The sequence below is a fragment of the Sphingomonas sp. DBB INV C78 genome, assembly GCF_042693015.1.
GTDB lineage: Bacteria > Pseudomonadota > Alphaproteobacteria > Sphingomonadales > Sphingomonadaceae > Sphingomonas_E.
Genome location: NZ_CP170544.1, coordinates 4,145,935 through 4,169,694 on the forward strand (window position 1 = coordinate 4,145,935; position 23,760 = coordinate 4,169,694).

At 65.1% G+C, this 23,760-nt stretch carries 27 protein-coding genes; 9 read left to right on the forward strand and 18 right to left on the reverse strand.

Annotation, left to right across the window (positions count from 1 at the left end; all coding sequences use genetic code 11):
• Positions 1-68: 68 nt before the first annotated feature.
• Genes ACFB49_RS19690 through ACFB49_RS19710 form a run of 5 tightly spaced genes read right to left on the reverse strand, consistent with a single transcriptional unit; the run spans position 69 to position 5,819 of the window.
• Positions 69-1,193 (reverse strand): ABC transporter ATP-binding protein, encoded by a 1,125-nt coding sequence (locus tag ACFB49_RS19690; protein ID WP_380873059.1) that lies wholly within the window; start codon positions 1,191-1,193, stop codon positions 69-71.
• Positions 1,193-2,041 carry an ABC transporter permease gene (locus tag ACFB49_RS19695; protein WP_380873061.1) on the reverse strand — a complete coding sequence of 283 codons (849 nt, stop codon included), beginning with the start codon at positions 2,039-2,041 and terminating at the stop codon, positions 1,193-1,195. The genes ACFB49_RS19690 and ACFB49_RS19695 overlap by 1 nt, the downstream gene beginning before the upstream one ends.
• Positions 2,038-2,913: an ABC transporter permease gene (locus tag ACFB49_RS19700; protein WP_380873063.1), complete on the reverse strand. Its 876-nt coding sequence runs from the start codon at positions 2,911-2,913 to the stop codon at positions 2,038-2,040. Before ACFB49_RS19700 ends, ACFB49_RS19695 begins: the two co-directional genes overlap by 4 nt.
• Positions 2,914-2,931: 18 nt before the next feature.
• Positions 2,932-4,317, reverse strand: a complete 1,386-nt coding sequence (locus tag ACFB49_RS19705) for a glutamine synthetase family protein (protein WP_380873066.1) — start codon at positions 4,315-4,317, stop codon at positions 2,932-2,934.
• The gene (locus tag ACFB49_RS19710) at positions 4,314-5,819 is read right to left on the reverse strand and encodes an aldehyde dehydrogenase (protein ID WP_380873069.1); all 1,506 of its coding nucleotides are present in this window, start codon (positions 5,817-5,819) and stop codon (positions 4,314-4,316) included. Before ACFB49_RS19710 ends, ACFB49_RS19705 begins: the two co-directional genes overlap by 4 nt.
• Positions 5,820-6,273: 454 nt before the next feature.
• On the opposite strand from ACFB49_RS19710, the gene ACFB49_RS19715 reads away from it, so the two are divergent.
• The 5 genes from ACFB49_RS19715 (at position 6,274) to ACFB49_RS19735 (ending at position 11,813) form a co-directional block, all read left to right on the forward strand.
• Positions 6,274-7,353, forward strand: a complete 1,080-nt coding sequence (locus tag ACFB49_RS19715; protein WP_380873071.1) for a type III polyketide synthase — start codon at positions 6,274-6,276, stop codon at positions 7,351-7,353.
• 154 nt (positions 7,354-7,507) lie between these two features.
• A complete protein-coding gene (locus ACFB49_RS19720) occupies positions 7,508-8,200 on the forward strand; it encodes a methyltransferase domain-containing protein (protein ID WP_380873073.1) in 693 nt (230 codons plus the stop codon).
• Complete coding sequence (locus ACFB49_RS19725; RefSeq protein WP_380873074.1) at positions 8,179-9,264, forward strand: NAD(P)/FAD-dependent oxidoreductase; 1,086 nt, start codon at positions 8,179-8,181, stop codon at positions 9,262-9,264. Before ACFB49_RS19720 ends, ACFB49_RS19725 begins: the two co-directional genes overlap by 22 nt.
• Before the next feature lie 32 nt (positions 9,265-9,296).
• Positions 9,297-9,695, forward strand: a complete 399-nt coding sequence (msrB, locus tag ACFB49_RS19730; RefSeq protein WP_380873076.1) for a peptide-methionine (R)-S-oxide reductase MsrB — start codon at positions 9,297-9,299, stop codon at positions 9,693-9,695.
• Positions 9,696-9,758: 63 nt separating this feature from the next.
• Complete coding sequence (locus ACFB49_RS19735) at positions 9,759-11,813, forward strand: transglycosylase domain-containing protein (protein ID WP_380873078.1); 2,055 nt, start codon at positions 9,759-9,761, stop codon at positions 11,811-11,813.
• On the opposite strand, the gene ACFB49_RS19740 is transcribed toward ACFB49_RS19735, so the two are convergent.
• Genes ACFB49_RS19740 through ACFB49_RS19750 form a run of 3 tightly spaced genes read right to left on the reverse strand, consistent with a single transcriptional unit; the run spans position 11,789 to position 13,495 of the window.
• The gene (locus tag ACFB49_RS19740; protein ID WP_380873080.1) at positions 11,789-12,505 is read right to left on the reverse strand and encodes a M48 family metallopeptidase; all 717 of its coding nucleotides are present in this window, start codon (positions 12,503-12,505) and stop codon (positions 11,789-11,791) included. The genes ACFB49_RS19735 and ACFB49_RS19740 overlap by 25 nt on opposite strands.
• A complete protein-coding gene (locus tag ACFB49_RS19745) occupies positions 12,486-12,926 on the reverse strand; it encodes a YcgN family cysteine cluster protein (protein ID WP_380873082.1) in 441 nt (146 codons plus the stop codon). Before ACFB49_RS19745 ends, ACFB49_RS19740 begins: the two co-directional genes overlap by 20 nt.
• Positions 12,914-13,495, reverse strand: a complete 582-nt coding sequence (locus tag ACFB49_RS19750) for an SCO family protein (protein WP_380873084.1) — start codon at positions 13,493-13,495, stop codon at positions 12,914-12,916. Before ACFB49_RS19750 ends, ACFB49_RS19745 begins: the two co-directional genes overlap by 13 nt.
• A 77-nt stretch (positions 13,496-13,572) precedes the next feature.
• Here ACFB49_RS19750 and ACFB49_RS19755 point away from each other — a divergent pair, with 77 nt between their 5' ends.
• On the forward strand, positions 13,573-14,184 hold the full coding sequence (locus tag ACFB49_RS19755; protein ID WP_380873086.1) for an ankyrin repeat domain-containing protein: 612 nt from the start codon (positions 13,573-13,575) through the stop codon (positions 14,182-14,184).
• A gap of 1 nt (position 14,185) precedes the next feature.
• On the opposite strand, the gene ACFB49_RS19760 is transcribed toward ACFB49_RS19755, so the two are convergent.
• The 10 genes from ACFB49_RS19760 to ACFB49_RS19805 form a co-directional block, all read right to left on the reverse strand.
• Complete coding sequence (locus tag ACFB49_RS19760) at positions 14,186-14,671, reverse strand: MmcB family DNA repair protein (RefSeq protein ID WP_380873087.1); 486 nt, start codon at positions 14,669-14,671, stop codon at positions 14,186-14,188.
• A gap of 39 nt (positions 14,672-14,710) precedes the next feature.
• Positions 14,711-15,049, reverse strand: a complete 339-nt coding sequence (locus ACFB49_RS19765; RefSeq protein WP_380873089.1) for a DUF1491 family protein — start codon at positions 15,047-15,049, stop codon at positions 14,711-14,713.
• The gene (locus ACFB49_RS19770) at positions 15,046-15,510 is read right to left on the reverse strand and encodes a PaaI family thioesterase (protein ID WP_380873091.1); all 465 of its coding nucleotides are present in this window, start codon (positions 15,508-15,510) and stop codon (positions 15,046-15,048) included. Before ACFB49_RS19770 ends, ACFB49_RS19765 begins: the two co-directional genes overlap by 4 nt.
• Positions 15,500-16,009 (reverse strand): PTS sugar transporter subunit IIA, encoded by a 510-nt coding sequence (locus ACFB49_RS19775; RefSeq protein WP_380873093.1) that lies wholly within the window; start codon positions 16,007-16,009, stop codon positions 15,500-15,502. Before ACFB49_RS19775 ends, ACFB49_RS19770 begins: the two co-directional genes overlap by 11 nt.
• A 19-nt stretch (positions 16,010-16,028) precedes the next feature.
• Complete coding sequence (gene hpf / locus ACFB49_RS19780) at positions 16,029-16,613, reverse strand: ribosome hibernation-promoting factor, HPF/YfiA family (RefSeq protein WP_380873096.1); 585 nt, start codon at positions 16,611-16,613, stop codon at positions 16,029-16,031.
• A gap of 78 nt (positions 16,614-16,691) precedes the next feature.
• Positions 16,692-17,405 (reverse strand): DNA polymerase III subunit epsilon, encoded by a 714-nt coding sequence (dnaQ, locus tag ACFB49_RS19785; RefSeq protein ID WP_380873098.1) that lies wholly within the window; start codon positions 17,403-17,405, stop codon positions 16,692-16,694.
• A gap of 9 nt (positions 17,406-17,414) precedes the next feature.
• A complete protein-coding gene (coaE, locus tag ACFB49_RS19790) occupies positions 17,415-18,011 on the reverse strand; it encodes a dephospho-CoA kinase (protein ID WP_380873099.1) in 597 nt (198 codons plus the stop codon).
• Entirely contained in the window at positions 18,008-18,874 is an 867-nt protein-coding gene (gene aroE, locus ACFB49_RS19795) for a shikimate dehydrogenase (RefSeq protein WP_380873101.1), read from the reverse strand. The genes coaE and aroE overlap by 4 nt, the downstream gene beginning before the upstream one ends.
• Positions 18,871-19,464 carry a Maf family protein gene (locus ACFB49_RS19800; RefSeq protein ID WP_380880042.1) on the reverse strand — a complete coding sequence of 198 codons (594 nt, stop codon included), beginning with the start codon at positions 19,462-19,464 and terminating at the stop codon, positions 18,871-18,873. Before ACFB49_RS19800 ends, aroE begins: the two co-directional genes overlap by 4 nt.
• Positions 19,464-20,291: a pyruvate, water dikinase regulatory protein gene (locus ACFB49_RS19805; protein ID WP_380873103.1), complete on the reverse strand. Its 828-nt coding sequence runs from the start codon at positions 20,289-20,291 to the stop codon at positions 19,464-19,466. The genes ACFB49_RS19800 and ACFB49_RS19805 overlap by 1 nt, the downstream gene beginning before the upstream one ends.
• 310 nt (positions 20,292-20,601) lie before the next feature.
• On the opposite strand from ACFB49_RS19805, the gene hemE reads away from it, so the two are divergent.
• The 3 genes from hemE to rho all read left to right on the forward strand — a co-directional run bounded on the left by hemE (position 20,602) and on the right by rho (position 23,650).
• The gene (gene hemE / locus ACFB49_RS19810) at positions 20,602-21,663 is read left to right on the forward strand and encodes a uroporphyrinogen decarboxylase (protein ID WP_380873105.1); all 1,062 of its coding nucleotides are present in this window, start codon (positions 20,602-20,604) and stop codon (positions 21,661-21,663) included.
• A 9-nt stretch (positions 21,664-21,672) separates the two neighbouring features.
• Complete coding sequence (locus ACFB49_RS19815; RefSeq protein WP_380873107.1) at positions 21,673-22,140, forward strand: CopD family protein; 468 nt, start codon at positions 21,673-21,675, stop codon at positions 22,138-22,140.
• 253 nt (positions 22,141-22,393) lie between these two features.
• On the forward strand, positions 22,394-23,650 hold the full coding sequence (gene rho, locus ACFB49_RS19820) for a transcription termination factor Rho (protein ID WP_380873109.1): 1,257 nt from the start codon (positions 22,394-22,396) through the stop codon (positions 23,648-23,650).
• Positions 23,651-23,760: the final 110 nt, after the last annotated feature.

Here is a 23,760-nt window from a genome sequence, read left to right on the forward strand (position 1 = left end):
TGACGCACGCCCCCTCCACCGCTTCGCGGTCCCCCTCCCCGTTCCGGGGAGGATCTGGAATGCCCCCCTCATGACAACAACACCGCCGGCGATCGCGGATGCCAGGCGAGCCACACCGGCTGCTCCCAGTCGAAGCCGCGCTCCTCATAGCGTGCGACGTTGGACCGCAGCACGCGGACGCGCATCCCCGATGGCACCTGCACCTCATAGACCGTCTCGCTGCCGAGATAGGAGATATGGCAGATCGTCCCCGCCACCACATTATGCCCCTCGGGCACGCCCGACACGACCGGCGGCAACCCGACCTCCGGCCGGTGCAGCATCTCGATCTTCTCCGGCCGGATCGCCGCCCACACCGTCGATCCCGCCGCGCCCGACACGCCATGATCGACATAGATCGGGCTCGCCAGCGCCGGCGACGTGACCACGGCTCGGTCGGGCTCGTCCACCGTCAGCCGCCCCTCGAACATGTTCACGCTGCCGATAAAGTCGGCGACGAAGCGGTTGGCGGGATATTCGTAAAGATCGGTCGGGCTCGCCACCTGCTGCATCAGCCCGCGATGCATGACGGCGCAGCGCGTCGCCATCGCCAGCGCTTCATCCTGGTCATGCGTCACCATTACGAAGGTGACGCCCACCTTGTCCTGGATCTGCGCCATTTCCGATCGCATCTGCTCGCGCAGCTTGGCGTCGAGCGCCGACAGCGGCTCGTCGAGCAACAGCACCCGCGGCCGCTTCACCAGCGCACGGGCAAGCGCCACGCGCTGGCGCTGACCACCGGAAAGCTGGTCGGGCTTCCTCTCCTCCAGCCCGTCGAGCTTGACGAGCGCCAGTGCCGCCGCGACGCGCTCCTCGCGTTCGGCCTTGGCGACGCCGTCCATGCGCAGGCCATAAGCGACATTGTCGGCGACGCTCATGTGCGGGAAGACCGCGTAGGACTGGAACACCATGTTCACCGGCCGCTTGTTGGGCGGCACCCCGGCCATGTCCTCGCCATCGATCAGGATGCGGCCCTCGGTCGGGATTTCGAGCCCCGCGAGCATCCGCAGCAAGGTCGTCTTGCCGCAGCCCGATGGCCCCAGCAGCGCAAAGAACTCGCCCTCCTCGATCTCCAGATTGGCGTCATCCACCGCGGTGAACTGGCCGAAGCGCTTGGTGACGCCCTCGATCCGGATCAGCGTTTTCCCCACCATCACGCGCCCCCGCTCTTGGCCACTTCGCGGCCCTGCAGCTTCAATCCGATCGCCGTCATCAGCACCGTCACCACGATCAGCACGGTCGATGCAGCATTCACCTCCGGCGTCACCGAGAAGCGCACCATCGAATAGACCTTCACGGGGAAGGTCACCGTGTCGGGCCCGGCGGTGAAGAAGGTGATGACGAAATCGTCGAGGCTGAGCGTGAAGGCGAGCAAGGCGCCCGCCACCAGCGCCGGCCGCATGTGCGGCACCAGCACGTCGATGAAGGCCCGCCATTCGCTCGCCCCCAGATCCTTCGCCGCTTCCTCCAACTCGCGGTTGAACGAGGCGAGCCGCGCGCGGACGATCACCGCGACGAAGGGGAAGCAGAAGGAGACGTGCGCGATGATGATCGCGCCGAGATTGAGCGGCCAGGTCAGTCCCTGCGGCCAGGGCATCACGCGCGAGAAGAAGACCAGCATCGCCACGCCCATGCAGATCTCCGGCACGACGATCGGCAGCGCCAAGGTGCCTTCGAACGCGGACTTGAACGGGAAACGGAAGCGCCAGCAGGCGACCGCGACGAGCGCGCCGAGCACCACGCTGATCACCGTCGCCAGCGCCGCGATGGTCAGCGAATTGGTGAACGCCTCGAACAGGCTCGCATTGCGGAAGGCCTTGAAATACCAGTCCAACGTGAAGCCGGTCCAGACGATGTTGCGCTTCGATTCATTGAAGCTGAACACCATCAAGGTGATCAGCGGCGCATAGAGGAAGATCGTCACCAGCACGATCCAGAGCTGGAGCGGCCAGCGCCGGAAATAATCGAGCGGCCCGATCGGTTCGCGGTTCCGGCCGATCATCGTGCCAGCCTCCGCCGCCGGTTGGTTATCACCGCCTGCCCCGCGATCGCGATGAAGGTCAGATACATCAGGATGAAGGACAAGGCCGATCCGAACGGCCAGTCATTCGCCCGCTTGAACTGGCTTTCGATCACATTGGCGATCATCTGGCTGTCCGGCCCGCCGAGCAGATCGGGCGTAAGGTAACTGCCCAGCGCCGGGATGAAGGTGATCAGCAGCCCCGACAGGATGCCCGGCAGTGCGAGGGGCACCACCACCTCCCAGATCGTCCGGAGATGCCCCGCCCCCAGATCGAGGCTCGCCTCCAGCAGCGAGCGATCGAGCCGGTCGAGCGCGGCGTATAGCGGCAACACCAGGAAGGGCAGATTGACGTAAACCAGCCCCAGGATCACCGCGAAATTATTGTGGAGCAGCGGCAGCGGCTCGAACGCCCAGCCCATATGCTCGGCCGCCCAGCCGAGCGAGTTGTTGACGTAACCCTCGCGCCGCAACACCGCCATCAGCGCATAGGTGCGGATCAGCAAATTGGTCCAGAAAGGTAGCATGATCAGCAGCAGCAGCCACGCCTTCGCCTTGTCCGGTGCGAAGGTGATGGCGAGCGCGACGGGAAATCCGATCACCAGGCACAGGAAGGTGGTGAGCGCCGCCAGCCACAAGGATTTCAGGAAAATCTCGAGATAGACCGCGTCCGCCGCGCGGACATAATGGCGGAAGGTGCCGCTGATCTCGATCGTTGTCGGCCCGACATTCTGGCCGAAGCTATAGGCCCAGATCACCGCCAGCGGCACGACGAAGAAGACGAACAGCCACAAAGCCGGTGCGGTGAAGATGGCGGCGAAGGGGCCTTTGGCGCGTTTCCAGTCCTCTTCCATCCGCTTGTCCCCCCAGCTTCAGGCGTTATGCAGATACCAGTCATAATCGAGCGGCATCACCTGTTCGAAGAAGCGCGCCTGTTCGGTGCGCTTGACGATGGCGAACATGTCGACCGTCCGGTCACCCAGATAGTCGCGCAGCACCTGCGACTGCTCGAACAGTCGCACCGCATCGAACCAGTTGGTCGGCAGGCTCGATCCCGCAGCACTCGCCGCGGCATAGCCGTCGCCCGTCACCGGCGGGCCGGGGTCGATGCGATGGGTGATGCCATGATGGACCGCCGCCAGCAGCGCCGCGAGCGCCAGATAAGGATTGGCGTCCGCACCCGCGACGCGATGCTCGATATGCCGGGTGTGCGGCAACCCGGCCGGCACGCGCAGCGCCACCGTGCGGTTGTTCACGCCCCAGGTCGGCGCGGTCGGGGCATAGCTGTTCGCCTTGAAGCGGCGATAGCTGTTGGCGTTGGGCGCGAAGATCGCCATGGATTCCGCCAGCAACGCGCCCATCCCGCCGATCGCGTGGCGCAACATCGGCGTCCCGTGAACATCCTCGTCGGCAAAGAGATTTCTCCCCTCGGCATCGTTGACGCTGACATGGAGGTGGAGCCCGCTGCCGGCCCGGTCGCTCCACGGCTTCGCCATGAAAGTCACGTCGCAGCCGTGATTCTTCGCAACGCCCTTGGCCGCACGCTTGTAGGCGACGGCATCGTCGGCGGCGCGTAGCGCATCGCCCTTGTGCTTCAGGGTCAGCTCCAACTGCCCCGGCGCACATTCGGAGATCACGCCTTCCAGCGGAATCCCCTGCGCGTCCGACGCCGCCCACAGGTCGCGCAGAAAGGGCGATGCCTCCTCCACCTGCGGCAGGCCATAGACTTCGGTCGCGGTCGCCATGCCGCGCGGCAGGCGGACCGATCCGTCGCGCCCGCGCCGCCCGTCGACCAGATAAAATTCCAGCTCGCACGCCACCACCGGGGTCAGGCCATCGGCGGTGAAGCGGTCGATCACCCGTTGCAGCACGGCACGCGGATCGAGTTCGCAGACCGTGCCGTCCAGTTCGTGCAGCGAGCACATCACCTGCCCGACATCATCGCCCAGCCAGGGCGCCGGCACGATCCCGCCCGGCACCGGCCGCGCCCGCCGGTCGGCGTCGCCATCTTCCCAGACGAGGCCGGTATCCTCGCAATCACGGCCCGTAATATCGACCACCTGGATCGATCCCGGCAGGAAACGGCCATAATCATAGACCGCTTCGAGCTCGTGACGCCGCAGCCTCTTGCCGCGCGGCACGCCGGAAAGCCCCGTGTAGAAGATGTCGAACAGGGCGATATGCGGATTGGCCGCCAGGAACGCCCGCCCCTCGGCCGGATCGGCGACGAAACCCGCCGGGATCGCATCGCTGCTCATGCAACGCCTCCCCGGATCGTGAAGCTCACCGCCTTCAGGTCCGCATATTTCTCCATCGCGTGCAGGCTGCGGTCGCGCCCGAAGCCCGATTGCTTGAACCCGCCGAACGGCATGGTGATGTCGTCGGCATCCCAGCCGTTCACCCATACCTGCCCGGCGTGGAGCGCCCGCACCGCGCGATGGGCGCGATCGAGATCGGCGGTCCACACACCCGCCGCCAGGCCGTAAACCGTGTCATTGGCGATCCGATACGCCTCGGCCTCATCACTGAATCCGATCACGCCCAGCACCGGCCCGAACACTTCCTCGCGCGCCAGCGTGGCACCCGGGGTCACCTGGTCGAAGATCGTCGGCGCGACATAATATCCCCCCGACTCCTCGCGCACACGGCCGCCGCCCAGCACCAGCTCGGCACCTTCGGCCTTGGCGGTTTCGATATAGCGGAGGGCCGTCTCCATCTGGCCCGCACTCACCATCGCGCCGAAGCGCGTGGCCGGGTCCAGCGGATCGCCCGCCTCGATACGCGACGCTACTTTGACAACCTCGGCCATGAACTCGGCCCTGATGTCCTCATGAACCAACAGCCTGGACGCCGCCGTGCAGACCTGTCCCTGATTATAAAAGATGCTCCACGCTGCCCCGCGGGCGGCGCCGGCGATGTCGGGGCAGTCGGGAAAGATGATCTGTGGCGATTTGCCGCCCAGCTCCAGGCTCACCCGCTTGAGGTTGCTCTGCCCGGAATATTGCATCAGCAGCCGCCCGACGACGCCCGATCCGGTGAAGGCGATCATGTCGACGTCCATGTGGAGCGCCAGCGCCTTGCCCGCCGTCTCGCCCAGCCCCGGCACGACATTGAACACGCCCGGCGGCAGCCCCGCCTCCAGCGCCAGCTCGGCAACGCGGATCGCCGTCATCGGCGATTGCTCGGCCGGCTTCAGCACGATCGAATTGCCCATCGCGAGCGCCGGCGCCACCTTCCACATCGCCATGTGGAGCGGGAAATTCCACGGCACGATCGCGCCGATCACCCCCAGCGGCTCATGCACCGCATAGGATAGCCGGCCGGGATGATGCGGGCCGACCTCACCATAAACCTTATCCAGCGCCTCGGCATAATAACGCACCGAATCGGTCGCGAGCGGGATGTCGACCGCCTGCGCGTCGCGGATCGGCTTGCCGGTATCGAGCGATTCGAGCAGCGCCAGTTCCTCGGCGTGGCTTTCCATCAGGTCGGCAAGCTTGTGGAGGATCTTCTTCTTCGCCTTGGGCGCCAGATTGCGCCAGCGGCCATCCGCGAAGGCGCGGCGCGCGGCGGCCACGGCAATGTCGATGTCGGCCGCCTCGCCCGCCGCAACCTGGGCCAGCAACCGGCCGTCGCGCGAGGAGATATTGTCGAAGGTTCCGCCCGCCAGCGCAGGCCGCAGTTCCCCATCGACCACTGCCATATTCGGCAGCGCTATGCTTTCAGCCTTGGCCAGATTGTCGCTCAGACCCTGAGTCACGTCAGCAACCCCCAACTGTGATCACACCATAAGCGGCCATCGCGACGGTGGGAAGCCGCCAAATTGCCGCACCTGCGAAGTCGCGTTGCGCGGCCCGAATTTTCCTTCGTCACCCCGGACTTGTTCCGGGGTCCACCGTCGCGCGGACGACGCGGCCAGCGGTTCCAGCCCGAACGCTACAGCCAAATCATTCCATGAGGGATTGTCCTGAGGCTGTCGCTCGATCATCGGCGTCGATGAGTGCCGCCCGGTGGACCCCGGAACAAGTCCGGGGTGACGAAGGAGGGCATCGGCTCCCCTGATCATAACCAACGCCCTTCAACCCACCATCCCAAACCGCCCCCAGGCGCAAACACCCACGCCCCTCGTCGCAACCTACACGCCGCAGATTGCGTTCTCACATCGGACAGATAGTATCCGCCCTCGCCATGCTTTCTGCGCGGCGAACAACGGGATGTCGCCTTTGGATCGAGCCAGCGCCCGCATCAACGCCATCGGCACCGCCGTCCCGGATCACGACATTCACGCCGCCTTCCAAAGCTGGGCCGAAGCACGCATCGGCGATCGCGAACGCTCGCTCTTTCGTCGCATGGCCCAGCGATCGGGAATCGAACATCGTTGGTCGGTGCTGCCGCGCGCCGATGATGGCGGATCGCCGGTCGAGGCCGGCGGCTTCTATGCCAATGGCATGCCCTTCACCGGCGCCCGCATGGATTTGTACGGACAGGCCGCACCCGCCCTCGCGCTCCGCGCCATCGCCGCGCTCGGCGATCAGGTATCGCTCGACGGCATCACCCATCTCGTCGTCGCGAGTTGCACCGGCTTCGTCGCCCCCGGCATCGACCAGATCATCGCCGCGCGGCTCGGCCTTCCAGGCAGCGTAGAACGCACCCTGGTCGGTTTCATGGGCTGCTACGCCGCGGTCGCCGCACTGCGCGTCGCCCATCACATCGCGCGCTCGGACTCATCCGCGCGCGTGCTGGTGGTCACGGTCGAACTTTCCAGCCTCCATCTCCAGCCCGATTCCACGCTCGAACCCCTGCTTGCCATGCTCCAGTTCGGCGACGGTGCAGCGGCGGCACTCGTCACGGCGGAAGGCGCCGGCCTCGTCCTGGATCGCTTCTTCGCCGCCACGCTGCCGGGCTCGGACGAGCTTATCCGCTGGCGCATCGGCGATCATGGCTTTGCCATGCACCTCTCGGGCGAGGTTCCTGCCCGCATCGGCCACGCGCTCGCCGACGCGGATTTCCGCGCGACCCTTACCGCCGCCCGCCCGCCATCGGACATTGCCGCCTGGGCCGTCCATGCCGGCGGCCGTTCGATCCTAGATGCGGTCGAACATGGGCTCGGCCTCGACGCGCAGGCGCTGTCCTGGTCGCGCTCGGTGCTCGCCCGCTTCGGCAATATGTCGTCCGCCACCTTGATGTTCGTGCTCGCCGACATGCTCGCCGCCAACCTCACCGGCCCCGGCGTCGCTTTGGCCTTCGGCCCTGGCCTCGCCGCCGAAGGCTTCGGGTTCGAGAGGGTGGGATAATGCCCACCAACCCTTCTTCCCTTATCCGTCACCCCAGCGAAGGCTGGGGTCCATGGCTCTCTCGGCAAGAACTACGGCCTGACAGGCAATGGCAGTTCCTGCCGCACCAGCCATGGACCCCAGCCTTCGCTGGGGTGACGGCAGGGAACACAAAATGACCTCCCTCGCCATCCGCAGCCGCGAGGAAGAGCAGATGGACGATCCGGCGCTCCCGCCGGAAGATTATGCCGCCGTCCTCGCCGATCTGGCGCAGGTCAACCGCGTCACCTTCTCGGCCCGGCCGACGCTCGGCTTCCTCAAGCGTGCGCTCGGTGATCGCAAGGCATTCCGCCTGCTCGATGTCGGCTTCGGCCAGGGCGACATGCTGCGCGCGATCGCGCGCTGGGCGGAACGAAAAGGCATCACCGCCGATCTCGTCGGCGTCGATCTCAACCCCAACAGCGCGCCCTCGGCCCGCGCCGTCACGCCTGCTGGCATGACCATCGACTATCGCGCGGGCGACTATGCCGATCTTGCCGGCCAGGGCTGGGATTTCGTCGTTTCGAGCTTCGTCGCCCATCATATGAGTGACGATCAACTCCGCGCCTTCCTCCGCTTCATGGAGGCCGAATCGCGGATCGGCTGGCTGGTCAACGATCTCCACCGCCACCGTTTCGCTTATCTGGGCTTCCCGCTGCTCGCCGCGATCATGCGCTGGCATCCGATCGTCGCCCATGATGGCAGGCTCTCGATCGCGCGCTCCTTCCGCCGCGACGATTGGCAGGCGATCCTGGCCGATGCCGGAACCACACAGGCCGCAATCGTCCGTCGCTTCCCCTTCCGCTTATGCGTCGAACGGATACGCTGATCGTCGGCGGCGGGCCGGCCGGGTCCGCCGTCGCGATCACCCTGGCCGAGGCCGGTCACCACCCGCTCCTGATCGAGCGGCATGAAACCCCACAACAGATCGTCTGCGGCGGCTTCCTCGCTGGCGACGCGCTCGCCGCATTGGCCCGGTTGGGGGTGGATGCAAATGCGCTAGGCGCGCGCCCGATCCATCGGCTGCGCTTCATCGCCGGCGCCCGCATTGCCGAAGCCGCCCTGCCCTTCCCCGCCGCCGGCCTGTCGCGCCCCACGCTCGACACCGCCTTGCGCGCCCGCTCGGCTGCGGCAGGCGCGATCGTCGAAACCGGCCATGCAGTCCGCGCCATCAACGGCGACACCGTCCGCCTGGACAATGGCGAGGACATCTCCGCCCCTGCCATCTTCCTCGCCACCGGCAAGCATGATCTCCGCGGCGCCGCCCGCCCTCGCGAGGCGATGGGGGCGGACCCCGCCGTCGGCCTGCGCACCCGCCTCGCCCTCACCCCCGCGCTCGCGGCCGAACTCGACGGCGTGATCGAGCTGCATCTCTTCGATCGTGGCTATGCCGGTTTACTCCTGCAGGAAGATGGCACCGCCAACCTCTGCCTGTCCGTCGCCCGCTCCCGCCTCGCCGCTGCGGCCGATCCAACAGCCTTACTCACTGAAATAGCGAAAGAATCGCCAACCCTCACCGCCCACCTCGATCAAGCCGGCAGCATCGAATCCTGGCAAGCCATTTCCAACATCCCCTATGGCTGGCGCCTTTCCAGTCTAAACCAGTCTCTCTACCGCGTCGGCGATCAGGCCGCCGTCATCGCCTCGCTCGCCGGCGACGGCATCGCCATCGCGCTGACCAGCGGCCACGCCGCCGCCGCCGCCTTCCTCGCCGGCCACGATCCTTCCCATCACGCCCGCGCCTTCGGCCGTCGTGCCCAGCGCCCTCTCGCCGTCGCCGGCGCGATCCGCCACCTCGCCGAACATCGCCATCGCGACCTTCTCGTCCGCGCCGCTGGAGTTCCTGGCCTCATCGCCCTCGCCGCGCGCCTGACCCGCATCGATCGCCATTGACCGGCACCGCGCCGCGACCCACATTTCCGCTCATGGAGCGACTCGATCTTTCCGAGCAGGAATGGCGGAAACGCCTCACCCCCCAGCAATATCACGTCCTCCGCGAAGCCGGGACGGAGCGCGCTTTCAGCGGCTTGCTCACCGACAACAAGGCGCCCGGCGTCTATCGCTGCGCCGGCTGTGGCGCAGTGCTGTTCGACAGCGCCGCCAAGTTCGATTCGGGCAGCGGCTGGCCGAGCTTCACCCATCCGTTCAGCGCCGAGGCCGTCACCGAACATGCAGACATCAGCCACGGCATGCGCCGCGTCGAAGTGCGCTGCGCCAAGTGCGACGGGCATCTCGGCCACGTCTTCCCAGACGGGCCGGGGCCGGAGGGTTTGCGCTATTGTATGAACAGCGTCTCGCTGGATTTCAAAGGCCGTAGCGACTGAACAACGGCCCGGCCCGTGGCCGCTTGTAGCGCGGCGGCTTAGGCTCTAATCCCCGCAGCGAAGATGGCATCCAAGAAGCGCCCCAAACCGCAACGAGGCCCAGCGTGGGGCGCGATCGTGAAGACGGCCAAATATGGCCTTTTCGCGGGCGTGGCCGGTTTTGTCGCGCTCGTCATCGCCGTGCTGATCGCGCGATCGACGCTGCCCAGCTACGAACAGCTCCAATCCTCCCCCAACGGCCAGATGGTGCGCGTCCACGCCGCCGACGGCACGGTGATCGTGTCGCTTGGCCCGAGCTATGGCCAGTGGATTCCCTTCGATCGCATCCCGCAGCCGATGAAGGATGCGATGGTCGCGACCGAGGACCGCCGCTTCCGCATGCACCCCGGCGTCGATCCGATCGCATTGGTGCGTTCAGTGATGGTCCGGGTCGAACGCGGGCGCTGGGTGCAGGGCGGATCGACGATCACCCAGCAGCTCGCCCGCAACATCTTCCTCACCAACACCCGCACCTTCGGCCGCAAGTTCCGCGAATGGATTCTCGCGCTGGCGATGGAGCGGAAATTCTCGAAGAACGAGATCCTCGAGCTTTATCTCAACCGCGTCTATTTCGGCGGCGGCGCCTATGGCATCGACGCTGCGAGCCGGAAATTCTTCGGGCACCCGGGGAGCGAATTGTCGCTGGGTGAATCGGCGATCATTGCCGGCCTGGTGAAGGCCCCCTCCAATTATTCGCCGACCGCCGACGCGGAAGCCGCCGTCGGCCGGGCCTCGGTTGTGCTCGGGCTGATGCGCGAACAGGGAATGATTTCTCCTTCGGAGATGGATGCCGCCGATCCGCTGAACGTGAAGCTGGCGCCCGAGCCCAAGCAGAACAGCGTCCGTTACTTCACCGATTGGGCTTTGGCTCAGCTCGACACCATGATCGAGGAGACGGTGCAGCCGATCGACGTCTGGACGACGCTCGATCTCAACATGCAGCGCGCCGCCGATGCCTCGATCCGCGCCAATACGCCGCCCGGCCTGCAAGGCGCGATGGTTTCGCTCGATCAGGACGGCGCCGTGCGAGCGATGGTCGGTGGGACGGACTATGTCTCGTCGATCTACAACCGCGCGACGCAGGCCGTCCGTCAGCCCGGATCGGCGTTCAAGCTTTTCGTCTACCTGGCCGCGCTCGAAAATGGCCACACGCCGGCCGACATCGTCGTCGACGAGCCGATCAACATCAACGGCTGGAGCCCGCGCAATTCGAGCAGGCGTTTTTCGGGCGAGATCGACATCCGCACCGCCTTCGCCTTCTCGATCAACACGGTCGCCGCGAAGCTGGGCCAGGAAGTCGGCTTCGCCTCGATCGCGGATATGGCCCGGCGTTTCGGCATCACCACCCCGGTCAACACCCACCCGTCGATGGTGCTGGGCACGTCCGACGTGCGCCTGATCGACATGACGCGCGCCTTTGCAGCGGTCAGCCGCAAGGGCGTCGCCGTCGTTCCCTATGGCATCGTCAAGGTGACGACGGGTCGCGGCGAGATCCTCTACGAACATAAGCCCGACGATCAGCGCGTACTGGTTGCGCCCTATGTCGCGGCGCAAATGACCGATCTTCTCCAGACCGCGGTCAACACCGGCACGGCGCGTGCAGCCCAGATCGATCGGCCGGTGGCCGGCAAGACGGGCACGACATCATCGAACAAGGACGGCTGGTTCCTCGGCTTTTCAAGCGGGCTGACGACTGGCGTGTGGATGGGCCGCGACGATGCCAAGGCAGTCGGCGGATTGCAGGGCGGCCGCGCCCCGGCGACGGCTTTCCGCGATTTCATGAAGGTCGCAGTCGCCAAGCGCCCGATCGCGCCGTTCGAGACCGAGGTGACTCTGCCCGAATGGCAGCTCGAGCCCGACGCCGAAGCCTATTATGGCGAGCCGACCGAAGGCTTTGTCGACGAGAATGGCATGCCGGTTGAGACAGAACCGGGCGTCGAGCCCGAGGAAACGCCGCAAGCCGAAGCACCTCCGGCCGCGCCGCAGGAGCGGCTCGACGATCGCTGGCTAGACGATGCGCTTGGCCGGACCCCGAAGTCCGAACGCCAGCAGCCTCAACCGTCGCGGCCCAACCAGTAAAGCGCGGCGCCATTGGCGCGGAGCCACGCCCGCTCGGGCGCCGGGTCGCGGCCGAGCAGCCGCGTGACGGCGGCATGGAAGGCCGGGCTATGGTCCATGTGGAGACGATGGGCGACTTCATGCGCGACAGTCGCTTCGCGCACGGCGATGGGGGCGAGCACCAGCCGCCAGCTATAGCGAATGTCGCCGTTCGCCGAGCAGCTTCCCCAGCGCGAGCGTGGATCGCCGATCGCAACGCGCGAGATCGAAACGCTAGCACGCTCGGCCATGGCCCGCGTGTCCGCATCGAGCCGGACCAGCGCCTCGGTGCGCATCCAGCGCATCAACCGCGCCTGCACGGTTTCCCGGGGGCCGCCCAGCACGAAGCAATCATCCTCCAGCTTCACCGCGCGCGGCGTGCCTTCGCGCCAGTCGATCCTGCGCAAATGGCCCTCGAATGGCGCCTCGCTGCCCGGTTCGAGCAGGCTCGCGGCCGGCAGTTTGGCCAGTGCCGCCTCGATCCAGCCGCGTTTCGATTCCACCCATTCCAGCGCATGTCTTATCGGCGCACGCTGCGGCATGGTCAGCCGCACGGTGCCGTCGCGAGGGTCTACCGCAAGCCGTAGCGCGCGCGCCTGCGCCATCCGCTTGACCGTCAGCCGACGCGTTCGTCCTCCGCCGGTGAAGACCGGATCAGAGGATGCGGTCGACAATATGATTCTCGAAATCGCCCGCCTCGCCTTCGGAAACCGTCCAGCCGCGCACCGATTCGCCGGCGCGATGAACCGCTTCCCGATCGCCACAGACCAGGTAATGCCATTCGGGCAGAGGCTTGCCCTCGTCGATCAGGCGATAGGCGCAGGTCGTAGGCAGCCAGTCGATCTTGCGGAGCAGGGTCGGCGTCAGCCGTACGCATTCCGGCACATAAGCGCGACGATGCTTGTAGTCGCGGCATTGGCCGCTACGCCGGTCGAGCAGGCGGCACGCGATGTTGGTGGGATAAAGCTGGCCGGTCTCGTCATCCTCGAGCTTGTGGACGCAGCATTTGCCGCAGCCGTCGCACAGCGACTCCCACTGCGCGCGGTCCATCTTGTCGAGCGGTGTCGTCTCCCAGAAAGGCTTCAGCTCACCCATTTCGCCAGCTCCGCCGCAATTTCCTGCGGCGTTCCTTCCTGCGGGATCAACGCGATCGGCTCCCCCTTGGGCCCGAACAATGTTGCCTGCCGCGCATGATCGACCAGATAGGCGTCGGCGCTGCCGCCATCCGCCTTGCGATAATAGATAGCATATTCCTTGGCGACCGCTGCGATCTCGGCCTCGCTGCCGGTGAGGCCGATCAGCCGCGGATGGAAGGCTGCGACATATTGCTTCAACACTTCCGGCGTATCGCGCTTGGGATCGACGGTGATGAAGATCGGCTGGATCTTCTTCGCCTTGGCCGCATCCTGCTTTTCCAGCAGCGACAGGCCCTGCATCAGCTTCTGCAGATCGACCGGGCAGACATCGGGGCAATAGCTGTAGCCGAAATAGATCAGCCGATATTGGCCGGCGAACTGCGTGTCGCTCACCTTCGCACCGGTCTGGCTGGTCAGCGTGAAGGGGCCGCCCATCTTGGCGCCGGCCAATGGCGCCTCACCCGGCGGCGCTTCGCACGCGGCGAACAGCAGGGGGAACAGGAGGGCGGCGAGGAAGGCTTTGTTCATGGCAAGGCCAGCCATGCTTTGCTATTGCCGCCAAAGCAAGAGAGGCGCCTGGCGCCGGTTGGACGGGACAATCGAATATGCGGGGTTCGGGTTTTGCGGGACGATGGATCGCGGCGGCCATAGGGCTGGCGCTGATGGCGACGCCGGCGACGGCTCAGTTTTCCGATTCCTATAATTTCCTGAAGGCCGTGCGCGACAAGGACGGCGCCAAGGTCACCGAGGCCGTCGAAAAGCCGGGCTCGACGATCATCAATACCAAGGATTATTCGACGGGCGAAACTGCACTGCATATTGTCGTCAAGCGCCGCGACGCGCAGTGGCTGAGCTTTCTGCTCGCCAAGGGCGCCAACCCCAATATGCGCGACGGCGAGGGCAATACCCCGATGCTGACTGCGGCCCAGCTCCGCTTCGCGGATGGCATCCAGGTGCTCGCCGACGGCAAGGCCGATGTGAACGGCGCCAATGGCCGGGGCGAAACGCCGCTGATCATCGCTGTCCAGAATCGCGATTCGGCTTCGGTGCGTATCCTGCTGGCCGCCGGCGCGAACCCCAAGCAGCCGGATCGCGTCACCGGCCAGTCCGCGCGTGATTATGCGGCGCAGGACAATCGTTCGGAAGCGATCCTGAAGATGATCGACGAAGCGAAGCCCGTGAAGCCGAAGGGTGCCGTCGCCGGCCCGACGCTATAATTCAATCCATTCCAGCCAGGCCGGGATCGAGCGTTCCCAGCATCCTGAGCGCGCCCCGCCTGGCAAAGCGCAGGGTTTCGGCCTTGCGGCGTGCCGGTGGCATCGGCCGATGCGCCGCTTCGCGCACCACCGCCGCATCATAACGATCCGCGACGATCAGGCCGGCAATCTCCGGGCGAAATCCCGTCTCCTCGAACGGGTTGAGATCGAAGCCCTGCGGCACCGCCCAGAAGAAGCGATCGCAATAATCCAGATATTCCGGCCATTTGCAGTCGCCGCGCAGATCGGCCTTGGAAACCTTGATCTCGACGATGGTGATACAACCCTTGGCATCGATCGCGAACAGATCCGCCCGTCGTCCATTGGCCAGCGGCACCTCGCACAGCGCATAGCAATCGTGCCGGAACAGCAGCCGGGAAACGCCGCGCGCCACGTCCCGCGCCACCAGCGGCAGATCGTCAAAACAGGGTTCGGGCACGCTTGCCATGTCCGCTTTTAGAACAAGACAGGAACGAAAGAAAGCGCGTCAGGCGCCCGCCACTTCATCGGCGATGCGCCGCGCCTCCGCACCTTCCAGCTCGATTACCCAGAGATCGGGGTCGAAGCGCCGGCGGCGATCGATATATTCCGCAAGCGCACCGGGGGTATCAACATCGGCGGGGCCGGTCGCTGTCCAGCGATAGCGGCCGCGTTCATCGAGCGTGCGTTCGAGAACCGCCTGCGTCTGCCCGCGCTCAACGATCACCAGCAGGATCGCGCCAGCGGTCGCATCCCCCTTTGCGAGTACCATGGCCCCGCCGCCCGTCGCTTCCATCCGCCGGACCAATGCCGACACGAACAGGCCAGCGGCGAGCCGTTCGCTCACGGCGCGCGATAGCCCGGCAGCTCGGCGAGCGGGATGCGCGACCGCATGAAGGTGCCGGTGCCCCGCGCCGCCTCTTCGCCATCGGTATCGACCAGCCGCGCTTCGGCGACCAGCACGCGCCGCTTGCCACTGATCCAGCGCCCCTCGGCCACCACCTCGCCACCCAGGATCGGGCGCGTGAAGAACAGGTTGAACGCCGTCGTCAGCAGGAAATGCTCTTCGACTAGGCTATTGGCTGCATAGAAAGCGGCATCGTCGAGCATCTTGAAATAGCTCGTGCCATGCGCGGCGCCGGCAGCATGGTGGAAGCGCTCATCGATGCTGAAGCGAATCCGCGCAAAGCCAGGTTCGACGATTTCAAGCCGCGACGGGAATAATTGGTTGATCGGCGCTGCCGCATAAAGCGACTCCAGCGCCCGGAAATGCTTGGCGTCGGGTTGCCTATCGCCCTCAGGCGGCATTGCGCGCTTCACCGCTGGCGAACAGCGCATAAAGCGCATCCTCCGAACCCGCCCCCCGGAGCTTGGCGACGAAAGCGCGATCACGCAGACGCCGGCTGACGCGCGCAAGCGCCTTCAGATGCTCGACGCCGGCATCGGGCGGCGACAGGAGCAGAAAGACCAGATCGACCGGCATATCGTCGATCGCCGCGAAATCGATCGGTGCCGAAAGCCGCGCGAACACGCCGACGACCCGATCAAGTCCTTCCACCTTGCCGTGGGGAATCGCGACACCGCCGCCGAAACCGGTGGAACCCAGTCGTTCGCGCTCCGCCAGCCGCTCGACCACCATCTTGGAGTCGAGCCCGGTCGACTTGCCGGCGATCGCCGCAAGATGCTGAAACAACGCTTTCTTGTTCGGGACAATCAGCGCCGAGAAAACGGTCTCGGGCGCCAACAGATCGCTGAGATCGTCGGCCGCCCGGACCGCCCCGGCACCTGCATTCACGTCTTCATTCACTGTGAAATCAGAGTCCTGTTCAGGCCGCGCGCTGGGGTTCCACCCAGCCGATAGTTCCGTCGTTGCGGCGGTAGACCATATTATATGCGCCGGTGCCACTATTGCGGAACAGGAGCGCAGCTGTGTTGCGCAGATCGAGCATCATCACCGCGTCTGAAACGCTCGTTTCCGGCACGTCCACGCGGGTTTCGGCGATGATCACGGGATTGTCGGCGGGCGCTGCCTCCACCTCCGCCGGGCCGCCATCGAAAACGGTGTAGCCGGCATCATATTCGACACCATTGACCGCACCCGAACCGGCGCTGTGACGATCCTTCAGCCGACGCATATAGCGGCGAAGCTGCGTTTCGATACGATCGGCCGCCTGGTCGAAGCCCGGATGGGCATCCATGGCATAGCCCGATCCCTTCAGGATCACGCCCTGCATCACATGGGCAACAATATCGCAGGAAAATCCGTTGTCGTGCGGGCCTTTGCCGAATGTCACCTGGGCGGAAAGGCTGCGCGAGAAATATTTGTCGGCGATGCCTTGCAGCCGTTCTTCGACATGCGCGCGCAGCGCAGCGCCGGTATCGACCTGATGACCCGAAACGCGGATTTCCATGGCTTCACCTCCGATTTTAATGTGCGACCGCACCCAAGGTCGGAGCGGCCGCGGCCTTAAGCCCGGTCAAACGCCCGGTCAACCGGGCGTTGCGGCGCTCTCCCAGAGCGGGTCGGCCAGCTTGGATATAAACGCTTGATGACGAAGCAGTTCCTCCATGCTGGGTGCGTGCGGCCGGGGAGGCCGCACCGGGCGGGCTGCACGCTTCCCCCCAGGGGAAAGGGCGTGCGCGTCCAGCGACTCGGTGGCCGCCGGTTCGCTTCTGAGCGACAGGCCGATCTGCCTGCCGCCGGTAAGTTCGACATAGAGCTGGGCGAGCAGTTGCGCGTCCAGCAAGGCGCCATGCTTGACGCGATGGCTTCGGTCGATGCCATAGCGGGTGCACAACGCGTCGAGCGAATGCTTCGCGCCGGGATGGCGCTGGCGCGCGATCGCCAGCGTATCCACCATCCGCGTCATGCAGACGGCATCCCGGCCGCAAAGGCCGAGCTCGGCATTCAGGAATCCGAAGTCGAACTGCGCATTATGTGCCACCAGCGGAGCATCGCCGATGAATTCCAGCAGATCGCTCACGGAATCGGCGAAGAGAGGTTTGTCCGACAGGAATATGATGGACAGGCCGTGGACGGCCTCCGCCTCGCTCGGCATCGTCCGGTTGGGATTGAAATAAGCGTGGTAGGTGCGCCCGGTTTCGCACCGATTGATCAGTTCGACACAGCCGATCTCGACAAGGCGGTGCCCGTCAGCAGGGCTGAGGCCGGTGGTTTCGGTGTCGAAAACAATCTCACGCATTTGATTCGATTATCGGCCTCCCGGGCCACTTAGGCAAGCGATGACACACCTGACTTGTTCACGCGTCGCATTCATGCTGCGTCCTGTGTCGATCACGAAATCGGCACGGCGGCGCTTTTCCGGATCGGGCGTCTGCAGCGATAGGATGTGGGCGAGCCGCGCCGCCGTCATTCCGGGCCGCGCCAGCACGCGCCGCCGCTGAATCCAGGCCGGCGCGGACACCACCGCGATCGCGTCCATTTTACGCCAGCCACCCTTTTCGAACAGCAACGGCACATCGAGCACGACCAGACGTCGCGCCCGATGACGGCTGAGAAAGGTGAGCCTTACACGATGAAGTGCGGGATAAAGCAGCCTTTCGAGTCGGGCGAGAGCAACATCGTCTCCCCATACGGCCTGCCGCAACAGGGCGCGATCGACGCCGAGCTCCGGGCTGGTCGTGCCCGGATGCAGCGCTTCGATCGCTTCCAGCAATTTGCTGCCCGGCCCCTGCAGGCGATGCACCTCGGCATCGGCATCGAACACCGGCACGCCTTCTGCACGGAACATCGCCGCGACGGTCGATTTGCCCATGCCGATCGATCCGGTCAGCCCCAGCGTCTTCATGCGGTGAGCAGCGCCCGCAATTCGGCATCATGTTCGCGCGGCGCGGCCTGGCCGAAGAAGAGGCGGAAGGCTTCGGCCGCCTGGCCGATCAACATTGCGAGGCCGTCCACGGTCTGATGGCCTCGTGCCCGCGCTTCGGCCAGCATTGCGGTTTCCAGCGGCGCATAGACGATATCGTAGATCACCGCGCCCGGCGGGACATGGCTGAAATCGAGCCGCAGCGGCGGCTGGCCCGTCATACCCAGCGGCGTCGTATTGACCACCAAATCGAGCACGCCCGATCGGTCGTCGAAGGCGAAATCGGTCGGATCGGCAAAATGATCGAGCGTTGCGACATGCGTGTCGACATCTTCGATCTCCGCAGCCAGCGCCTCTGCCTGGGCCAGATTGCGCGCGGCGATGACGAGGGTGAAGCCATGGCTGGACAGTGCATGGGCCACCGCCTTGGCCGCCCCGCCGGCGCCCAGGATCCGCGCCATCCGGTAAAGATGCCGATCATTGAGCGACGGCTGCAACGGTTCAAGAAAGCCGGCCGCATCGCTATTATGGCCGATCAGTGCGCCATCACGTGCAACGATCGTGTTGACCGCGCCGATCTTGGCGGCAACCGGATCGATCCTGTCGAGAAAGGGAATCACCGCCTGCTTGTGCGGCACGGTGACGTTGCAGCCGCGCCAGCCGGGCAGGTTGCGCCGATCGGAGAAGAAATCGCCCAGCTCCTCGCCACCAACCCGCGTCTTTTCGTAAAAGCCTTCAAGGCCGAGCTTGCCCAGCCAGAAGCGATGGATCAGCGGCGATTTGGAATGGGCGATCGGATCGCCGATCACTTCGGCCTTGGGGATGACGGCGCTGGGCAGGCTCATGATTCAATCACTCCGCGCACCCGCAGATAATCCAGCAGTGGCAATAACGGCAGCCCGAGAATGGTGAAATGGCTGCCTTCGATCCGAGCGAACAATTGCGCACCAAGCGCTTCGAGCCGGTAGCCACCCACGCAGCCCCCAATCTCCGGCCACTCGGCATCGATATAGGTTTCGAGCCAGTCGTCGGAAAAATTGCGCATCGTCAGCCGCGCGACGTCCACATGCCGCCAGATCGGCTCGCCACCCAGACAGATCACCGCGGCGCTGATGAGCTTGTGGGTGGTGCCGCGCAGCCCGCGCAACTGCCGGGCGGCATCCTCACGGCTCGCCGGCTTGTCCAGCATCGTCCCGTCCGCCATCGCCAGCGTCTGATCGCAGCCGAGCACCAGATCCTGCGGAAAACGGCGCGACAGTTTCAGCGCCTTTAACTCCGCCAACGCATCCGCCATCCGCCGTGCATCATTGCCATCCGCCTTGAGCGCGGCTTTGGCCATATCCTCGTCGACGCCCGGTGCCATCGCTTCGTGCGGCACGCCGGCTTGCGCGAGCATGGCCCGCCGCGCCGAGGATTGCGAAGCCAGGATCAAAATCATGCCTCATCTTCCTCGGGCTTGCGCCGTTCGTTGACAAGATTGATGATCGCGGCGGCCGTTTCCTCGATCGATCGGCGCGTGACATCGATCACCGGCCAGCCATTGTCGGAAAAGAGCCGGCGGGCAAAAGCGAGCTCTGCGGCCACCGCCTCCTGGTCGACATAAGCGGTCTCGGGCGCCTGGTTGAGCGAGAGCAAGCGATTGCGACGGATCTGGACCAGGCGGTCGGGACTCGTCGTCAGTCCCACCACCAGCGGACGCTTGAGATGAAATAGCGACGGCGGCGGCGGCGCTTCGGGCACCAGCGGGATATTGGCAACCTTGTAGCCGCGATTGGCGAGATAGATGGATGTCGGCGTCTTGGACGATCGCGACACGCCGGCCAGCACTACGTCCGCTTCCTCCCAATCCTCGGCCGCGATGCCGTCATCATGGGCAATGGTGAACTGGATCGCTTCGACCCGCGCAAAATAAGCGGCGTCGAGCATATGCTGGCGGCCGGGCCGCTCCATCGCCTGCTGCCCAAGCAGCCGCGATAGCGCCTCGATGATCGGGTCCAGCGCAGAAACCGTCGGCAGGCCGAGCGCGTGGCAGCGCATTTCCAGTCGCTGGCGCACCTCGTGATTGACCAAAGTGAAGATCACCAACCCCGGCCGCTGCGCGATTTCGGTGAGCACCCGATCGAGATGCCCCTCGGACCGTACCATCGGCCAGAAATGCTTGATCGTCTCAACCCCGTCGAACTGGGCGAGGCCCGCCTTGGCGATATTCTCCAGCGTCTCGCCGGTGGAGTCGGACAGAAGATGGAGGTGCAGCCGGATCATTGCGCCTCCTGGGCGAACATGGGCATGGCCCTGTGGAAAAGCATGGGGATGGCGCTAGCGTGAAGCCGGGCATTGTTTCAAGCCGCGGATTCATCCCCGGCCTTCCGACTCGATCCCGCAGCTTTTCCACAGGCCACCCCGATCATCCACAGCCTGTTGATAACGGGGGTGGAAATTCCGACTCACGTGAGGCTCGCGAGTCGGTTTTGAGTCAAGCTGTTGGCAAGAACGGGGCCAGCGAATAAACCCCGGCTTGCCCACCCCCTACCTTCATCTACAGATTCCTTAAGATTCATAAGATTGGATAGTAATGGAGCCCGACTCCCTGACCGCGAGCCCGCTTTCGAAGGCCCATGATCGTCCCTTGCTCGCCGTGTTGCGCGGGGAGCGTCGCGATCCGCCGCCGGTGTGGCTCATGCGTCAGGCCGGCCGCTATCTTCCCGAATATCGCGCGCTCAGGGCCGAAAAGGGCGGTTTCCTTGAGTTGGTGCATGACAGCGCGGCCGCGGCCGAGGTGACGCTCCAACCGATCCGCCGTTTCGGTTTCGACGGCGCGATCCTGTTCTCGGACATCCTCGTCATTCCGCACGCGCTCGGGCAGGATCTGTGGTTCGAGACCGGGGAGGGGCCGCGGCTCGCACCCAGGCTGGTCGATCATATGCTGTCCGATCTAACCGCAGCACCTGAACGGCTCACGCCCATCTATGAAACCGTGCGTCAGGTCCGCGCCCAGTTGCCGGCCGCGACCACCTTGCTCGGCTTTGCCGGTTCGCCCTGGACGGTCGCGACCTATATGGTGGCGGGGCAGGGGAGCCGGGAACAGGCCGAAGCGCGGCGTATGGCGTATCGCGATCCGGCTGCGTTCCAGGGGATCATCGACGCCATCGTCGCCGCCACGATCGATTATCTCGCCGGCCAGATCGAGGCAGGCGTCGATGCGATCCAGCTTTTCGATAGCTGGGCGGGAAGCCTGTCACCGGCGCAGTTCGAACGCTGGGTGATCGCGCCGACCGTTACCATCGTCGAGACGTTGCGCGCACGTTTCCCGGCGACGCCGATCATCGGCTTTCCCAAGGGCGCGGGTGGCAAGCTGCCGGCTTATGCGCGGGAAACGCGGGTCGACGCGCTGGGCCTCGATGAAACGGTCGATCCGCGCTGGGCCGATGCCAGCCTGCCGACGGGGCTGCCGGTGCAAGGTAATCTCGATCCGCTAGCGTTGATCACCGGCGGCGAAGCACTGGACAATGCGGTCGCCGAAATCCGCGCGGCCTTTCGCGATCGGCCGCATATCTTCAATCTCGGCCATGGCATCCTGCCCGATGCGCCGATCGCACATGTCGAACGCTTGCTGACCCTGCTCAGAACCCGCTAGAGCATAATCATGGATCTCGCGAGCGCGCTTCCCGGAATCGGCTTTCTCGGAGCGGCTTATCCGTGGGTGAAGGCCGCGCATCTGATCTTCGTGATCTTCTGGATGGCCGGGCTGTTCATGCTGCCCCGCTTCCTGGTCTATCATCAGCCGGTGACGCCGGGCTCTGCCGAAGACCGGCTGTGGATCGACCGCGAAAATCGCCTGCGCAAGATCATCATCAATCCGGCGATGATCATCGTCTGGGTGATCGGCTTGGTGCTGGCGGTGAATGTCGGGGCTTTCAGCGAGGGCTGGTTTCACGCGAAGCTCGCCGCGGTGTTCCTGCTGTCCGGCTATCATGGCTGGGCGGTGGGCTATGCCAAGAAGATGGCGAAGGGCTTCCGCCCGGCGAGCGACAAGTCGCTCAGGATGATGAACGAGATCCCCGGCATTGCGACCGCGGTGATCGTGATCCTGGTGATCGTCCGGCCCTTCTGAGCTGTCGCGGACAGTGCCAACAGGCATTGTAGCGACGCCCGCTGCTTGCATTTGGCGTGCGGCGAACCATATCCAGCCCGTCCCGGGCATAAGCAGATTTGCCACAGTCGCCCCGCTTCCGCGCACGGCGGCTTGACTTGAATCCCGGCCTTGCTTTACCGCGCGAACAAGGGTCCACCGTCCGTGTGAGGCCATTTCCCCGATCTTACCGCCGTTTCGCGCGATCCTTACGCTTCCTGCCCAGGAACAAGTTATGCATCTCAAAGACCTTAAGAAGAATTCCCCCGCCGAACTCGTGGCGATGGCCGAGGAGCTTGGCGTCGAGGGCGCGTCCACCCTGCGCAAGCAGGATCTGATGTTCGCGATTCTCAAGGTCCAGGCCGAAAATGGCGAGCAGATCATGGGCCTCGGCACGATCGAGGTGCTGCCCGACGGCTTCGGCTTCCTGCGCAGCCCCGAAGCGAACTATCTCGCCGGTCCCGATGACATCTACATCTCGCCCAATCAGGTCCGTAAGTTCGGCCTGCGCACTGGTGACACGGTGGAAGGCGAGGTCCGCGGACCCAAGGATGGCGAGCGCTATTTCGCGCTGACGCGGCTCGTGTCGGTCAATTTCGACGATCCCGAGGTCGTCCGCCACCGCGTCAATTTCGACAACCTCACGCCGCTCTATCCCGAAAGCAAGCTGACGCTCGATCCGCATGACCCCACGGTCAAGGACAAGTCGGCTCGCGTCATCGATATCGTCGCCCCGCAGGGCAAGGGCCAGCGCGCGCTGATCGTCGCGCCGCCGCGCGTCGGTAAGACGGTTCTGCTCCAGAACATCGCCAAGGCCATTACCGACAACCACCCGGAAGTCTTCCTGATCGTGCTGCTCATCGATGAGCGCCCCGAGGAAGTCACTGACATGCAGCGGTCCGTGAAGGGCGAGGTCATCTCCTCGACCTTCGACGAACCTGCCCAGCGCCACGTCCAGGTCGCCGAAATGGTGATCGAGAAGGCCAAGCGCCTCGTCGAGCACAAGAAGGACGTCGTGATCCTGCTCGACTCGATCACCCGCCTCGGCCGCGCTTACAACACGGTCGTCCCGTCCTCGGGCAAGGTGCTGACCGGCGGTGTCGACGCCAATGCGCTGCAGCGCCCCAAGCGCTTCTTCGGTGCGGCCCGCAATATCGAGGAAGGCGGTTCGCTCTCGATCATCGCGACCGCGCTGATCGATACCGGCAGCCGCATGGACGAAGTGATCTTCGAAGAATTCAAGGGCACCGGCAACTCGGAAATCGTCCTCGATCGCAAGGTCGCCGACAAGCGCATCTTCCCGGCGATGGACGTCGGCAAGTCCGGCACCCGCAAGGAAGAGCTGCTGGTCGACAAGGCCAAGCTGTCGAAGATGTGGGTGCTACGCCGCATCCTCATGCAGATGGGCACCATCGATGCGATGGAATTCCTGCTCGACAAGATGAAGGACTCGAAGACCAACGAGGACTTCTTCGACTCGATGAACCAATAAGCCCCGTCGGCAGTTTTCCGTCACGGGTGCCCGTCCTCGGCGACGGGTTTGCAACCTAATATGTCTGGCGCGCCATGGCGAAGGATCGCTGTGGCGCGCCTGCTTTGGAA

Coding starts and splice junctions, on each gene's coding strand:
- ACFB49_RS19690 (WP_380873059.1), bottom strand. CDS start 1,193: ATGGTGGGGAAAACGCTGATCCGGATCGAGGGCGTCACCAAGCGCTTC.
- ACFB49_RS19695 (WP_380873061.1), bottom strand. CDS start 2,041: ATGATCGGCCGGAACCGCGAACCGATCGGGCCGCTCGATTATTTCCGG.
- ACFB49_RS19700 (WP_380873063.1), bottom strand. CDS start 2,913: ATGGAAGAGGACTGGAAACGCGCCAAAGGCCCCTTCGCCGCCATCTTC.
- ACFB49_RS19705 (WP_380873066.1), bottom strand. CDS start 4,317: ATGAGCAGCGATGCGATCCCGGCGGGTTTCGTCGCCGATCCGGCCGAG.
- ACFB49_RS19715 (WP_380873071.1), top strand. CDS start 6,274: ATGTCGCCTTTGGATCGAGCCAGCGCCCGCATCAACGCCATCGGCACC.
- ACFB49_RS19720 (WP_380873073.1), top strand. CDS start 7,508: ATGACCTCCCTCGCCATCCGCAGCCGCGAGGAAGAGCAGATGGACGAT.
- ACFB49_RS19725 (WP_380873074.1), top strand. CDS start 8,179: ATGCGTCGAACGGATACGCTGATCGTCGGCGGCGGGCCGGCCGGGTCC.
- msrB (WP_380873076.1), top strand. CDS start 9,297: ATGGAGCGACTCGATCTTTCCGAGCAGGAATGGCGGAAACGCCTCACC.
- ACFB49_RS19735 (WP_380873078.1), top strand. CDS start 9,759: ATGGCATCCAAGAAGCGCCCCAAACCGCAACGAGGCCCAGCGTGGGGC.
- ACFB49_RS19745 (WP_380873082.1), bottom strand. CDS start 12,926: ATGGGTGAGCTGAAGCCTTTCTGGGAGACGACACCGCTCGACAAGATG.
- ACFB49_RS19750 (WP_380873084.1), bottom strand. CDS start 13,495: ATGAACAAAGCCTTCCTCGCCGCCCTCCTGTTCCCCCTGCTGTTCGCC.
- ACFB49_RS19755 (WP_380873086.1), top strand. CDS start 13,573: ATGCGGGGTTCGGGTTTTGCGGGACGATGGATCGCGGCGGCCATAGGG.
- ACFB49_RS19760 (WP_380873087.1), bottom strand. CDS start 14,671: ATGGCAAGCGTGCCCGAACCCTGTTTTGACGATCTGCCGCTGGTGGCG.
- ACFB49_RS19770 (WP_380873091.1), bottom strand. CDS start 15,510: ATGCCGCCTGAGGGCGATAGGCAACCCGACGCCAAGCATTTCCGGGCG.
- hpf (WP_380873096.1), bottom strand. CDS start 16,613: ATGGAAATCCGCGTTTCGGGTCATCAGGTCGATACCGGCGCTGCGCTG.
- dnaQ (WP_380873098.1), bottom strand. CDS start 17,405: ATGCGTGAGATTGTTTTCGACACCGAAACCACCGGCCTCAGCCCTGCT.
- coaE (WP_380873099.1), bottom strand. CDS start 18,011: ATGAAGACGCTGGGGCTGACCGGATCGATCGGCATGGGCAAATCGACC.
- aroE (WP_380873101.1), bottom strand. CDS start 18,874: ATGAGCCTGCCCAGCGCCGTCATCCCCAAGGCCGAAGTGATCGGCGAT.
- ACFB49_RS19805 (WP_380873103.1), bottom strand. CDS start 20,291: ATGATCCGGCTGCACCTCCATCTTCTGTCCGACTCCACCGGCGAGACG.
- hemE (WP_380873105.1), top strand. CDS start 20,602: ATGGAGCCCGACTCCCTGACCGCGAGCCCGCTTTCGAAGGCCCATGAT.
- ACFB49_RS19815 (WP_380873107.1), top strand. CDS start 21,673: ATGGATCTCGCGAGCGCGCTTCCCGGAATCGGCTTTCTCGGAGCGGCT.
- rho (WP_380873109.1), top strand. CDS start 22,394: ATGCATCTCAAAGACCTTAAGAAGAATTCCCCCGCCGAACTCGTGGCG.